This window comes from Arthrobacter sp. FW305-BF8, assembly GCF_021789315.1.
GTDB lineage: Bacteria > Actinomycetota > Actinomycetes > Actinomycetales > Micrococcaceae > Arthrobacter.
Map to the genome: position 1 here is coordinate 163,523 of NZ_CP084561.1, position 13,580 is coordinate 177,102.

General features: G+C 66.5%; 13 protein-coding genes. 8 read left to right on the forward strand and 5 right to left on the reverse strand.

Translation table 11 applies throughout. The features are described from left to right. Nucleotides 1–4: 4 nt before the first annotated feature. The 4 genes from LFT45_RS00705 to LFT45_RS00720 form a co-directional block, all read right to left on the reverse strand. A complete protein-coding gene (locus LFT45_RS00705) occupies nucleotides 5–1,333 on the reverse strand; it encodes an enolase C-terminal domain-like protein (RefSeq protein WP_236806055.1) in 1,329 nt (442 codons plus the stop codon). Further along, the gene (locus LFT45_RS00710; RefSeq protein ID WP_236806056.1) at nucleotides 1,330–2,934 is read right to left on the reverse strand and encodes an aldehyde dehydrogenase (NADP(+)); all 1,605 of its coding nucleotides are present in this window, start codon (nucleotides 2,932–2,934) and stop codon (nucleotides 1,330–1,332) included. The genes LFT45_RS00705 and LFT45_RS00710 overlap by 4 nt, the downstream gene beginning before the upstream one ends. Nucleotides 2,935–2,971: 37 nt before the next feature. After that, nucleotides 2,972–3,886 (reverse strand): 5-dehydro-4-deoxyglucarate dehydratase, encoded by a 915-nt coding sequence (gene kdgD, locus LFT45_RS00715; protein WP_236806057.1) that lies wholly within the window; start codon nucleotides 3,884–3,886, stop codon nucleotides 2,972–2,974. Nucleotides 3,887–4,035: 149 nt separating this feature from the next. Next, entirely contained in the window at nucleotides 4,036–4,920 is an 885-nt protein-coding gene (locus LFT45_RS00720; protein ID WP_236806058.1) for a LysR family transcriptional regulator, read from the reverse strand. A gap of 146 nt (nucleotides 4,921–5,066) precedes the next feature. Here LFT45_RS00720 and LFT45_RS00725 point away from each other — a divergent pair, with 146 nt between their 5' ends. The 8 genes from LFT45_RS00725 (at nucleotide 5,067) to treS (ending at nucleotide 12,349) form a co-directional block, all read left to right on the forward strand. Beyond that, nucleotides 5,067–6,068 carry a Bug family tripartite tricarboxylate transporter substrate binding protein gene (locus LFT45_RS00725; RefSeq protein ID WP_236806059.1) on the forward strand — a complete coding sequence of 334 codons (1,002 nt, stop codon included), beginning with the start codon at nucleotides 5,067–5,069 and terminating at the stop codon, nucleotides 6,066–6,068. 5 nt (nucleotides 6,069–6,073) lie between these two features. Next, nucleotides 6,074–6,661, forward strand: a complete 588-nt coding sequence (locus LFT45_RS00730) for a tripartite tricarboxylate transporter TctB family protein (RefSeq protein ID WP_236806060.1) — start codon at nucleotides 6,074–6,076, stop codon at nucleotides 6,659–6,661. 9 nt (nucleotides 6,662–6,670) lie between these two features. After that, nucleotides 6,671–8,203, forward strand: a complete 1,533-nt coding sequence (locus tag LFT45_RS00735; protein WP_236806061.1) for a tripartite tricarboxylate transporter permease — start codon at nucleotides 6,671–6,673, stop codon at nucleotides 8,201–8,203. Beyond that, the gene (locus tag LFT45_RS00740; protein ID WP_236806062.1) at nucleotides 8,200–8,604 is read left to right on the forward strand and encodes a universal stress protein; all 405 of its coding nucleotides are present in this window, start codon (nucleotides 8,200–8,202) and stop codon (nucleotides 8,602–8,604) included. Before LFT45_RS00735 ends, LFT45_RS00740 begins: the two co-directional genes overlap by 4 nt. Nucleotides 8,605–8,698: 94 nt before the next feature. Next, entirely contained in the window at nucleotides 8,699–9,016 is a 318-nt protein-coding gene (locus tag LFT45_RS00745) for a hypothetical protein (protein WP_236806063.1), read from the forward strand. A 112-nt stretch (nucleotides 9,017–9,128) separates the two neighbouring features. Next, on the forward strand, nucleotides 9,129–9,401 hold the full coding sequence (locus LFT45_RS00750; protein ID WP_236806064.1) for a hypothetical protein: 273 nt from the start codon (nucleotides 9,129–9,131) through the stop codon (nucleotides 9,399–9,401). A gap of 115 nt (nucleotides 9,402–9,516) precedes the next feature. Continuing rightward, nucleotides 9,517–9,840: a hypothetical protein gene (locus LFT45_RS00755; protein ID WP_236806065.1), complete on the forward strand. Its 324-nt coding sequence runs from the start codon at nucleotides 9,517–9,519 to the stop codon at nucleotides 9,838–9,840. Between the two features lie 316 nt (nucleotides 9,841–10,156). Continuing rightward, the gene (treS, locus tag LFT45_RS00760; RefSeq protein WP_442863637.1) at nucleotides 10,157–12,349 is read left to right on the forward strand and encodes a maltose alpha-D-glucosyltransferase; all 2,193 of its coding nucleotides are present in this window, start codon (nucleotides 10,157–10,159) and stop codon (nucleotides 12,347–12,349) included. Here treS and LFT45_RS00765 read toward each other — a convergent pair. Further along, nucleotides 12,295–13,425: a LacI family DNA-binding transcriptional regulator gene (locus LFT45_RS00765; protein ID WP_236806067.1), complete on the reverse strand. Its 1,131-nt coding sequence runs from the start codon at nucleotides 13,423–13,425 to the stop codon at nucleotides 12,295–12,297. The genes treS and LFT45_RS00765 overlap by 55 nt on opposite strands. Nucleotides 13,426–13,580: the final 155 nt, after the last annotated feature.

The following is a 13,580-nucleotide window of genomic DNA, read 5'->3' on the forward strand; positions in this document are numbered from 1 at the left end:
TAACTTACCTGACCAGGCAGGGCCGCTTCGGGTCGAAGGACCAGCCGTCGATGTAGTACTGCATGCCGATGCTGTCGTCGCGGGCATCCAGTCCGTGCTTCAGGTACAGCTGGTGCGCCTTGTCCAGCGCCTCGCGGTCCAGTTCGATGCCGAGTCCCGGCGCGGCCGGAACCTCGATGGCACCGCCCTTGATCTGCAGCGGGTTCTTGGTGAGGCCCTGCCCGTCCTGCCAGATCCAGTGGGTGTCCAGCGCGGTGATCTCGCCGGGGGCGGCCGCGCCCGTGTGCGTGAACATGGCCAGCGAGATATCGAAGTGGTTGTTCGAGTGCGAACCCCAGGTCAGGCCGAACTCGTTGCACAGCTGCGCCACGCGGACAGAACCATGCATGGTCCAGAAGTGCGGGTCGGCCAGCGGGATGTCCACGGCGTTGCTGCGGATGGCGTGCGCCATTTCGCGCCAGTCCGTGGCGATCATGTTGGTGGCCGTTTTCAGACCGGTGGCACGGCGGAACTCGGCCATGACCTCGCGCCCGGAGAAGCGGCCTTCGGCGCCGCAGGGGTCTTCGGCGTAGGCCACGACGCCCTGCATCCGCTTGCCCAGCCGGATGGCTTCCTCGAGCAGCCAGCCGCCGTTCGGGTCCAGCGTGACACGCGCATCGGGGAAGCGCTTGGCCAGTGCGGTGACCACGTCCACTTCGTCGTCGCCGGACAGCACGCCGCCCTTGAGCTTGAAGTCGCTGAAGCCGTAGCGCTCCTGCGCGGCTTCCGCCAGCGCCACCACGGCCTCTGGGGTCATTGCCTCCTGGCGGCGCAGTTCCTCCCAGCAGTCCGACGGCGCCTCCTCCACGAGGTACGGCAGCTCCGTCCGCTTGTGGTCACCCACGAAGAACAGGTAGCCCAGCATCGGCACGGACGTGCGCTGCTGGCCGTCGCCGAGCAGTTCGGCCACCGGGACGCCCAGGAACTGGCCGTGCAGGTCCAGCAGTGCGGACTCGACGGCGGTGACGGCGTGGACGGTGGTGCGCAGGTCGAAGGTCTGCAGGCCGCGGCCGCCGGCGTCGCGGTCCGCGAACGCCGCGGCGATCTCGCGCAGCAGCGAGCGGTAGCGGGCCACCGGCCTGCCGGCGATCAGCGCGCCGGCTTCCTCGATGGTGGTGCGGATCTTTTCGCCGCCCGGGACCTCGCCCAGGCCAGTCCGGCCGTCGGAGTCGGTCACTATGACCACGTTCCGGGTGAAGAACGGCCCGTGCGCGCCGCTGAGGTTCATCAGCATGCTGTCGTAGCCCGCAACCGGGACTACCTCCACGCGGACGATTGTCGGCTGGGCGGTCATGCGTTCACCTCTGCTTTCTCTGCAACGGGAACAACTTCGCCGTCGATCCGGCGGTTCAGCTGCCAGGGGTTGGCGTCCTGGAGCGGTGCGGGCAGCAGTTCCTGGGGCAGGTTCTGGTAGGCGACCGGCCGGAGGAACCGGTTTATGGCCAGCGTACCCACGGAGGTGGTGCGGGTGTCAGAGGTGGCGGGGAAGGGTCCGCCGTGGACCATGGCGTGGCCGACTTCGACGCCGGTGGGCCAGCCGTTCACGATGATGCGTCCCACCTTCTGTTCCAGCGCCGGGATCAGTTGTGCCGCCGTCGGGTAGTCCTCTTCGGTGAGCTGCAGGGAAGCGGTGAGCTGCCCCTCGATCCGGTTGGTGGCTTCCACGAGTTCCTCGGCGGAGGAGTAGCGGATCACCAGGGACGCCGCGCCGAAGATTTCCGCGTGCAGCACCTCGTTGCTGATGAAGTCGCGGATTTCCGTGCCGTAGATGGCCGGCGCCGGGGCGTTCTCGGTGGGGCCGGGGGTGCCGGTCCCGACGACGGTCACGTTCTCGGCGGCGCCAAGCGCCTCGGCCCCGGAGGTCCAGGAGCCGGCGATGCCTGCGGTCAGCATGGTCTGTCCGGCGCAGGCGGAAACAGCGCGGCCGACGGCGGCAGCGAGTTTGTCGCCTGCCTCACCGGCGGGGGCGAACAGCAGGCCGGGGGAGGTGCAGAGCTGGCCGGAGCTGCCGGTCACGGCGGTGACGTACTGCTGTGCCAGGGCGTCTACGTCACCCTTGAGGGCGCCGGGGAAGACGAAGACCGGGTTGAGCGAGGACATCTCCGCGTACACGGGGATGGGTTCCGGGCGGGCGGCGGCGGTGCGCATCAGGGCGATGCCGGCGCTCTGGGAACCGGTGAAGCCCACGGCCTTGATGGCCGGGTCCGCCACGAGGGCCTGGCCGATGCTGCTGCCCGGGCCGTAGATGAGGGAAAAAACGCCCGGGTGCAGTCCGAGGTCAGCAACGGCCTTGGCGATGGCCTGGCCTACGAGTTCGCTGGTGCCGGGGTGGGCGTTGTGCGCCTTGAAAACGACGGGGCAGCCGGCGGCGAGGGCAGAGGCGGTGTCCCCGCCCGCCGTCGAGAAGGCCAGCGGGAAGTTGCTGGCGCCGAAGACGGCGACAGGACCGAGCGGGATCTGGCGCTGGCGGATGTCGGCGCGCGGCAGCGGCGTGCGGTCCGGGATGGCCGGGTCGATGCGGACGCCGCGGAAGTCGCCCTGGCGGACCACGTTGGCGAAGAGCCGCAGCTGGCCGGTGGTGCGGGCGCGTTCACCCTGCAGCCGGGCTGCCGGCAGGCCCGTCTCCTGGCCCGCGCGGACAATCAGGTCGTCGCCAATGGCTTCGATGTTGTCCGCAATGGCGTCCAGGAACGCAGCGTGGGTTTCGGGGTCAAGCGTGCTGAATGACGCGAAGGCCTCGGCGGCCGCGGCAGTGGCGGCCTTGAGCTGCTCCTCGCTGAGCAGGGTGTAGGCGGGCTCGAGCTGTTCATTGCTGGCCGGGTTGAAGGCGAAGGTGGTCTTGCCATCGCCTGCAACGGTTTGTCCGGCGATCAGGGAGTGTCCGGTAAGGGTCACAGTTTGTTCCTCCTGGGTAAAGGTGGGAGCCGAAAGGTTAGGAGACCTTGGCGATGAGTGCCTTGAGATCGGCCAGGTCCTGCGGTGCGAGGTTCTGCAGCGGGGGACGGACGCCGCCGGCGGAACGGCCGATGGCGTCAAGGCCGCCCTTGACGATGGACACGGAGTAGCCCTTCACGCGGTCACGGATGTCCAGGTACGGAATGACGAAGTCATTGAGCTTCTGGTTGACGGCTACACGGTCGTTGTTGCGGACGTCCTGGTAGAAGTCGAGCGCGAACTGCGGCACGAAGTTGTACATGGCGCTGGAGTAGGTGCTCATGCCCAACTGCAGGAGCGGCAGCGCGAAGGTCTCTGCGGTGGGGAGGCCGCCCAGGTAGAACAGGCGGTCGCCGAGCTTGGCGTAGACGCGGGCGTCGTGCTCGAGGTCGCCCACGCCGTCCTTGAAGCCGATGAGGTTCTCGTGGCGGTCGGCCAGCGTGGCCACCGTGGTGTCCTTGTAGATGGCGTTGGCGCGGTTGTAGATGATGACGCCGAGGGAGGTGGCGCGGCAGACGGCGCTGACATGCTCGATCAGGCCGCCCTGGTCGGCTTCGGTCAGGTACGGCGGCAGGAGCAGGATACCCTCGGCGCCGGCGGCCTCGGCGGCCTTGGCGTTTTCGATGGCCTGGGCGGTGGAACCGCCGGCGGAGGCCAGGACGGGGACGGTGCTGCCGACTTCCTCGACGGCGGCACGGACCACGCGGGCGGACTCGGCCGGAGTGAGCGAGAAGCCTTCACCCGTGCCGCCGGCGGCGAAGAGACCGGCAACGGGGTAGCTGGCCTGCCATGCCAGGTGCTTGCGGTAGTTTTCCTCGTCGAACTGCAGCTCTGCATCGAAGGAGGTCACGGGGAAGGACAGCAGCCCGTCCTTGAGGGTGTTGGCGAGTTCCTGGGGTGAAAGTTTAGCCACGGGATTGTCCTTGGAGTCTGTGCCGCAGGCGGCGGGGTCTGTGGTGGTGGTTCCTTTTCAGACTAGGGAGGCCCGTCCATGCCTGTCCAAGTGCATTTTTGTATCTATTGATACCCCAGGCGCATGGAGGCCGTTGAAGCTGAAGGCGCTCAGTTGGCGGCGAACTCCAAGTCCCGCAACAGCCGCACCAGGGCAGGGTTCTTTGCGTCCCGGTTCCAGATGGCGTGAAGCTCCACGGGCTCTTCCTCGCCGCTGGCCAGCCGCAGGAACGACACCCCCCGGATACCCAGCCCTGTTGCCGAGTGCGGCACGAAGGCCACCCCGCGCTTGGCGGCCACGAGCGAGACCATGGTGAGGATCTGGCTGACGGTGTGCACCACGTTTTCATGCCGGATGGAGTGCAGGCGGACCACAAGGTCATAGAAGTACCTCGCCTCCGTCGGGGAATGCATGATGAGCGGCTCGTCTTTGAGGTCCTCGTTCTCGATGTCCCGCTTGAGGCCTGCGAGGGGGTGCGACGCGGGAACCGCCAGCACCATCGATTCGCGGTACAGCAGATGGGAGTCGAAAATCTCGGTGTCGAACGGCGGCCGTGCCAGGCCGAGATCCAGTTCGCCGGTGAGCAGGCCCTGGATCTGCTCGCCCGTGACCAGCTCCTGAAGGTCGATGTCCACGTCGGGCACGATCGCACCGATCTCTTCCAGCAGTGGGCCCAGAATGCTGAAGCCGCTCGCGGCCGTGAAGCCGATGCGGAGATGGCCCTGCCGGCCGGAGGCGATCCGGCGTGCGGTCACGGGCGCCCTGCTGGCCAGCGCCATGAGTCTGCGGGCCTCGTCAAGGAAAGCGCGTCCGGCTGCCGTCAGCTCGACCCGCCGGTTGTCCCGTTCGAGCAGCTCGGCCCCCACGGTCTTCTCCAGTTTCTGGATCTGGCGGCTGAGCGGCGGCTGGGTCATGTTGAGGCGCTCGGCGGCCCGGCCGAAGTGCAGTTCCTCGGCGACCGCGATGAAGCCGGTCAGCTGGTCGAAGGTAAACATGATGCCCTCCCGGTATTACTTGATGCATATTTGGGCTTAGACATGCATCATAACGCCTCCCTACACTCGACCTAGCGAACCGGCAGTGACCCGGTTCACACAGACCTACGGGCTGAGGCAGCCCGCAGTGCAAACGAGGAGTTTCAATGATGCACTTCCCCACCCGCCGCGCCGTTCTCGGAGCGGCGTCGGCTATCACCCTGCTGGCCATGACCGCGTGCGGCAACGTTTCCGGCGGCAGCGCCGATTCATCGAAGTACCCCAACGGCCCGGTCACCCTGACCGTGGGCCAGGCACCCGGCGGCAGCACCGACCTCATCGCACGCGCCGTCTCCGAAGGTGCGGCAAAGACCCTCGGCGCCCCGATGCCCGTGGTGAACAAGCCCGGCGCCAACGGCGCACTCGCCAGCAAGGAGGTGGCGGGCAAGCCGGCCGACGGCCAGAACCTGCTGCTGCTCACCGCTTCCCTGATCACGATCACCCCGCTGGCCGTGACCGCGGACGAGGCTGTCAACATCGATGACTTCGACATCATCTCGGGCCTGTCCCAGGACGACTACGTGCTGGTTGCCAGCGAAAAGTCCGGTTTCAAGTCCATCAAGGACGTGACCTCGGCCGGCCGCAACATCACGTACGGCACCACCGGCGTCGGCACGGGCAGCCAGCTCGCCCAGACCGTTCTCTTCAAGCAGGCCGACGTGAAGGGCACCGACGTGCCGTTCGACAGTGGAAAGCCCGCCCTGACTGCAGTCCTGGGCAACCAGGTGGAACTGGCAACCATCCAGCTCGGCGAGGCCATGCCGCAGATTGAGGCCGGCAAGGTGTCCCCGCTGCTCGTCTTCTCCGAGGAGCGCAACTCCTTCCTGCCGGACACGCCCACCGCCAAGGAATCCGGCTACGACGTTCCGGTTGCGCAGTACCGCGCCGTCGCCGCCCCCAAGGGTACGCCGAAGGAAGTCAAGGACAAGCTCGTTGCCGCCATCCAGGAGACCCTGAAGTCGGATTCCTACAAGGAGTTCAACAAGAAGAACATGCTGACTCCGAAGGAAATCTCGGGTGAAGAAGTTGTCACCCAGTGGAAGGACTACGCAGCCAAGTACAAGGCGCTGGTGGAGAAGTACGACATCAGCCTCGCCGGGAACAAGTGATTCCAGTGCAGGCAGCATCACCGGTATCCGGCGGAGGGAACAGCTCCAACGCTGTTTCCTCCGCCGGGAACGGCACCAATGACCTTCCCGGCACCGAGTTGGATGACCTGACTCCAGAGCAGCTGGCAGCCCAGTGGGAGGAAGAAAAGCCTCCGGCCGCCGGTGCCCTGGCAAATGTCGGATCTTCGCTGGTGGTCATCGGCGTGGGCATCGGCGCCGTGGTCCTGTCCGTGGCCATGGGCTTGGGTACACCGTCCGCCCCGCAGCCCGGCCTGTGGCCGTTCATGATCAGCTGCGTGATGGTGGTCCTGGGCCTGTTCCAGCTGATCGTGGGCCGGCACAACCGGGACGCGGAGAAGTTCACCCGCATGTCCGCGGCCCCGCTGACCGGGCTGGTCACACTTGCCGCCATGGTGGCCCTCATGCCAATCGCCGGCTTCGAGCTGCCGGCCCTGGTGCTGTGCATCATCTGGATGCGCTTCCTCGGCGGCGAAACCTGGCGCTCCACGCTCCTGGTCAGCGCCGTCGTCGTGGCAGCTTTCTACGGCATCTTCGTGATGGCGCTCAACACTTCCATCCCCCACCTCTTCTAGGAGACCACCGTGGATTTCCTGAATCCCGTGATCAACGGATTTGCAGTCGTCCTGGAGCCAATGAACCTCCTGTACTGCCTGATCGGCGTCGTCATCGGCATGCTGATCGGTGTATTGCCCGGTCTGGGGCCCGCGGCAACCATCGCCATCCTGCTTCCGCTCACCTACAACGTTGAGCCCGTCACCGCCATCATCATGCTGGCCGGCATCTTCTACGGTGCCCAGTACGGCGGCACCATCACTTCTGTGCTCCTGCGCCTGCCCGGCGAGGCATCCTCGGTGGTCACCGTCTTCGACGGTTACCAGATGGCCAAGCAGGGACGGGCCGGCACGGCACTGGGCCTGGCATCCATCGGTTCGTTCATCGGCGGCACCGCGGCCATCATCGGCCTGACGTTCCTGGCCCCGATCGTGGCGAGCTTCGCCCTGGACTTCGGCCCCGCCGAGTACACGGCCCTGGCGCTGCTCGGCATCCTGCTGGTGGCCACGATCAGCAGCGGCTCCAAGACCAAGGCACTCATCGCGGCCGCGCTCGGCCTGCTGCTGGCGACCGTTGGCCGGGACATCTTCACCGGCGAAAACCGGTTCACCTTCGGAAGCCTCGAGCTGGCCGACGGCATCGACTTCGTCCCGATCGCCATGGGCATCTTCGGCCTCGGCGAGATCCTGTACAACCTTGAGGAGCGGCACCGCGCCGCGAAGGCGCCCTCCGCCGTCGCGAACGTCTGGCCCTCCCGGGGTGACCTCAAGCAGGCATCCGGCGCAATCGGCCGCGGTTCGGTCCTCGGCTTCTTCCTGGGCATCCTGCCCGGCGGCGGTGCCACGATCGCCTCGATGGCCTCCTATGCCATGGAAAAGAAGCGGGCCAAGCAGCCCGAGCGCTTCGGCAAGGGTGCGCCGGAAGGCGTGGCCGGGCCGGAAACCGCCAACAACGCCGCGGCGACGTCCTCCTTCATCCCGCTGCTCACCCTCGGCATTCCGGCCAACGCCACCATGGCACTGATGTTCGGCGCGCTCCTGATCCAGGGCGTCACTCCTGGCCCGCAGCTCGTGGAACAGGACCCGGGACTGTTCTGGGGCGTGGTGAACTCCATGTACATCGGCAACATCCTGCTGCTGATCATGAGCCTGCCGCTGGTGGGGATCTTCGTGAAGATCCTCCGCGTGCGCGCCGCCATCCTGGCGCCCATTACGGCGCTGATCACCCTGCTGGGCGCGTACACGATCAACAACAGCATGTTCGACGTCACGCTCGTGGTGGTCTTCGGCATCGTGGGCTACTTGATGAAGAAATTCGGCTTCGAGCCCGGCCCGCTGGTGCTGGCCTTCGTGCTCGGCTCCCTGCTCGAAAGCTCGCTGCGGCGCGCCCTGCTGGTGTTCGGCGGTGACCCGCTGGGCTTCTTCGGCCGGCCCATCTCCGCCACGCTCCTCATCGTGTTCGTCCTCGTGGCTGCGCTCCCGGGCATCCGCTCCGCGCTGGCCAAGCGCAAGGCCACCGTCCCCGCGGGAACCGCCGCCACAGAAATCAAGGAGAAGGTATGAGCATCATCGTTGGATTCGTCCCCACGCCGGCGGGGGAAGCTGCCCTCGCGGCCGGCATCGCGGAGGCCCGCCTCCGCAACCAGGACCTGGTGATCGTCAACTCCGCCCGTGAAGGCGCCCTGGTGGACAAGTCAGTTGCGCCGGACGAGGTCCTGGCCAAGGCCTCCAGGCAGGCAGCGGACGCAGGGGTCACGGCCCGGGTGATCCAGCCGCCCTACCAGCATGACCTCGCGGATGAGTTCCTCGACGTCGCCCGGGAGGAAAACGCCTCCCTGATTGTCATCGGGCTGCGGCACCGCACGCAGGTGGGCAAGTTCATCCTGGGCAGCCACGCCCAGCGCATCCTCATGCAGGCTGACCGTCCCGTTTTGGCCGTGAAGGCCGACGGCGGCCAGTTTTAGTACCCGAAGCACCGCTTGGTAAGAGGCGGGCCGGGACCCGTAGGGGATCCGGCCCGCCTCAGCCGTATCCCGCACTCTTCAAAAGGACCGACCCATGACCACTCTGATCGCATCCACTCCCCGCCAGCACCGCTCGCGGCAGCGGACCATCCCCGCAGGCGAGCCCGCCCGCCCCAACCCGCTCGAGCCCGTGCCCAACTGGTGCAAGCTTTCGCGCCGGGACGAGGTGACCGTGTGCCGCGACCGGCGGAAGGTGGCCACGGGCCGCGTTGACATGGTGGCGCTGGACGGCAGCGTCTTCTGGATCATCCAGGAGGACGGAAAGGGCCGCGCCATGATCCACCAGAAGGACGGGCTGACGGTCTTCCGGAAAGCCGGCAAGGCCCGCCGTCCCCGGCACTACGGAAACTAGCTCGCCCCGCCGTGACGTCGGACTCTTAAACTCCTTCAGCGGAATACCAGCCGCCGAAGGGGCCTTGTTTTAAGCGGGCTCCGACGATCGGCTGCCCCGCGAAAGGACATCTTTGCCTGCCTTTATCCCGTTCACCATGTGCGCCACCGTCCGCGACGGCCACAGCCGCTCCTTCGGCACCGACTTGGAACGCCTCACGTCCACCCACCGCGGCTGGGCGCCGCTGGACATGGTCAAGTCCACCAACACCAAGGCTCTCCTCCGCGGTGCGATCCCGCAGAGCGCTCATACGGCCACCGACGCGAGTCTTGCCCGCTACCTCCAGACCCGCCTTGCCGCCGACACCGACATCCATTTGGACCTCACTGTGAGCATCGAACGGTAAGGACTTTCGCCAGCCCCGGACCTTTGGGTCCGGGGCTTTCCTGTGCAGCGACACGAACGTTCCGGCAGGCATAAGCTAATACCAGAAGGTCGCTTCCAGCACCGGGGAGCTTATCGTGGACACTGAAACCGCCGCCGTGACCGGTCATGACGTCACCACCATCACCTGCGTGTGCGGCAACACCGTCAGCAGGGACGGACTGATCCAGGCCAACTCACAAGGCGTGCCCGTTTACGCCGGCGCGAACGCCTCCATCCCCGCGGAGCTCGCGCAATGGCCCGCCGATGAGGATCTTTACACACTCTGTCCCTCATGCGGCCGCGTGTACCGTGACACGACAATCGAAGAGACAGGGACCGCGCCCGTTGCTTTCCGGGTGGACGTCACCGTTAGTCCGATCGCAGAGGCAATCCGAGCGCACTGGAACCTCAGCACATAAGAACCGCGCCCGTAAAACAATCGTGATTCCCGCCGTCGTCGGCATAGGGTGGGCGAAGCGGACAAGCGTGAATACTCTCCAGACGCCGGGGTACGGAAGGACTTGAAGAACACCCCCGGGGGGAGGTGCCACGCAGGAACCACCGATAAAGGAGAACTCTGTGCGGGAAGCAAGCTTCAACAACAGCGTTTCAGCAGCGGACGAATTCACCGACGAGCCCGATGGCTTCGGGCAGGACGGTGCGGCGGTCCCGGCTGGCGAAGAGGCTGCGGCCGGCGACGCAGTCTCGGCTGACTCAGCAGCCGAAGCGCCTGAAGTGACCGAAGCGGCCGACATCACCTACGACGAGCAGTTCTATCCCGCCCGTCCCAAGGCGCTGCGGCCGATCGCCCGCCGCCGCCAGTTCTTTGCCGACCGCCCATCGCTGGAATTCGACGGGCGCAACGCGGCCTACGTTGAGTGGCTGCGGAATCAGGCCATGCTGGGGGATGCGAACGTCATGGCGCGGCAGCTCTCCGGCCAGGCCAGCATGTGGCAGAACTCGTATGCCCATCCGAACCCGCGGGCTGCCGTGGAACGCGCCCCCGTCTGGTTTACGGCCTACCCGCTGTCCTTCATCACGCGCCCGGGCCAGTCCTTCCTCTCCGCTCTGGGTGATCCTGAGCTGTGGGACGCCTTCCGCGAGATCGGCATCAGGGGTCTGCACACCGGCCCCGTCAAGCTCGCCGGCGGCATCAGCGGCTGGTCGCAGACGCCGAGCGTGGACGGGCACTTTGACCGCATCAGCATGGCAATCGACCCGGTGTTCGGCACCGAGGACGAATTCCGCAAGATGTGCGAGGTCGCGGCCGACCACGAAGGCACCGTGATCGATGACATCGTCCCCGGTCACACGGGCAAGGGGGCCGACTTCCGCCTGGCCGAAATGAACTTCCGGGACTACCCCGGCATCTACCACATGATCGACATTCCGGAAGAGGACTGGCACCTGCTGCCGGACGTTCCCGAAGGCGAAGACTCGGTCAACATCAGCCCCGATGCGGAGCAGGCACTGCAGGAGGCCGGATACATCATCGGCCGGCTGCAGCGCGTGATCTTCTACGAACCCGGGGTCAAGGAGACCAACTGGAGCGCCACCCGGGCGATCGTGGACACGGCAGGGAAAACCCGGCGCTGGGTCTACCTCCACTACTTCAAGGCCGGCCAGCCGTCCATCAACTGGCTGGACCCGACCTTTGCGGGCATGCGCCTGGTGGTCGGCGACGCCCTGCACTCGCTGCTCGACCTGGGCACTGGTGCGCTGCGGCTGGACGCGAACGGGTTCCTGGGCGTGGAGAAGAGCGCAGAGGAGCAGCCTGGATGGTCCGAGGGGCACCCGCTGTCCGAAGCGGCAAACCAGCTGATCGGGTCCATGATCCGCAAGGTGGGCGGGTTCTCCTTCCAGGAACTGAACCTGACCATCGACGACATCAAGGCCACCTCGGAGGCGGGTCCCGACCTTTCCTACGACTTCGTCACCAGGCCGGCCTACCACTACGCGCTGGTGACTGCCGATACGGAATTCCTGCGCCTGACCCTGCGGCTGGCCATGGAAATCGGCGTGGACCAGGCATCACTGGTCCATGCCCTCCAGAACCATGACGAACTGACCTACGAGCTGGTCCACTTCGCCGCCGGCCACAGGGACGACGTGTTCGAACTCAACGGCCAGGAGCTCACCGGCGCCGAACTGGCAGAGCACGTTCAGCAGACCCTCCGCGAACGGCTGACGGGCCCGGACGCGCCCTACAACGCGTTGTTCACCACCAACGGCATCGCCTGCACCACGGCCAGCGTCATCATGGCCGCCCTGGGCATCCAGGACCCGGAGAACCTCACCGACGAACAGCGGGCCCAGATCCTGGACGTCCATATCCTGCTGTCCATGTACAACGCCCTGCAGCCCGGTGTCTTTGCCCTGTCCGGGTGGGACCTCACCGGCATCGTCACCCTTGACCGCCAGAAAGTGCGGGAGCTTACCGCGCAGGGAGACACCCGCTGGATCAACCGCGGCGCACACGACATCATGGGCACCAGCCCCGACGCGGAGGCCTCCTCCGCCGGCATGCCCCGTGCCCGCAGCCTCTACGGACCGTTGCCCGACCAGCTCAAGGACCCGGCGTCCTTCGCCCGGCGGCTGCAGAAAATCCTCGCCGTCCGGGAACAGAGCGGCATTGCCACCAGCACCCTGCTGGACGTGCCGGAAGTTTCCCAGCGCGGCCTGCTGGTCATGGTTAACCGGCTGGGGGACGGGAACCTGCAGGCGACCGTGCTCAACTTCTCCGGCCAGGACATTGCGGGCAGCATCCAGTCGAGCCACCTGGTTCCCGGCAGCAGCGTCCACGACCTCTTCAGCGGCGAGGCCGTGGGGCAGGTCGACGACCTGCACAGCTTCTTCCTGGAGCTGGGCGCCTATCAGGGCACGGCACTGGTCCTGAAGGAAGGCGAGAAGGACGACGACGCCGAGTGAGCCGGCTCTGAGTCCGGCACCGCGCCTACCGAGCCCCGGCGGACCAGCGTGGCGTTGAACTCGGGCGCCGGGGCCAGAGGCGGGCGGCCCTCGATCTGCCTGATCAGGGCGCTCGCCGCCGCGGCCCCCATGTCGTAGACCGGCTGCGCCACCACCGTCAGTGGTGGCGTGGTCAGGCGGGTCCAGGCGAAGTCGTCGTACATGAGGAACGACACGTCATCCGGGATTCGAAGTCCCATCTCCTGGACGGCTTCCACCACGCTGAGGGCAATCAGGCCGTCTGAAGCCACGACGGCGGTGGCCGGGTCTGTGCCGAGCAGCACCTCGCGCGTGAGGTTCCGGATGGAGCCGGCATCGCCGGCGTTGAGCCGGACGAGGTCCCCCGGGAACTCGCGCCCCGCGTCAACAAAGGCCCGCCGCATCCCCGCCAGGCGGTCCGAGATTTGCGATGAATCCAGCCGCGTTCCCTCGGCGTACTCAGCGTCGGTGCGCAGCGTCGAAATGAAGGCGATCCTTCGGTGCCCGGCATCCAGAAGGTAGCGCGTTGATTCGTAGGAGATGGCGGCCATGTCGACGGCGACCGTCTCCAGCGCGAGGCCATCAGCAGAGCGGTCCAGGAGCACCAGCGGGCGGCCTGCTTCGTGGACCCGCCGCAGGTGCTGCGTCTCCACGGACGAGGCCGGCGCGACGATCAGGCCGTCCACCCTCTTGTCGAGCAGCACGCGGACAGCGTCCACTTCCGCCGCGGTGTTCTCGTCCGTGTTGATCAGGATGACGTTGTACCCGCTCTTCTTCGCGGTGTCCGTGATCCCCCTGGTGGCCAGGCCGAAATGCGGGTTTTCGATGTCGCCCACCACCACGCCGATGGTGTGCGATTTCCCGGTATTCATGCTGCGTGCCAGCTCGTTTGGCCGGTACTCCAGCTCTTCCGCGGCGGCAAGAACCCGCTCGCGGACGTCATCGCTGACGGCACCGTAGTTGCCCAGCGCACGGGCGGCCTGGGCTTTGGAGACCTGGGCAGCTTTTGCGACGTCGGCAACTGTTACGTCCCGCCGTCTTGCTCCGTCACTGCTCATGTTCACCTTTCAGAGGGGCTGTTGACGTAGCGTGTGAGTTCCGCTACATTTCTAGCAATCGATGTGAGTCCGGTCTCAATCGTAGGGACTGAGACCGGACTCAGCAAGACCTTCATCGACCAAATCCTTCGGCGGCCCCTGACAGCACCGCTTTC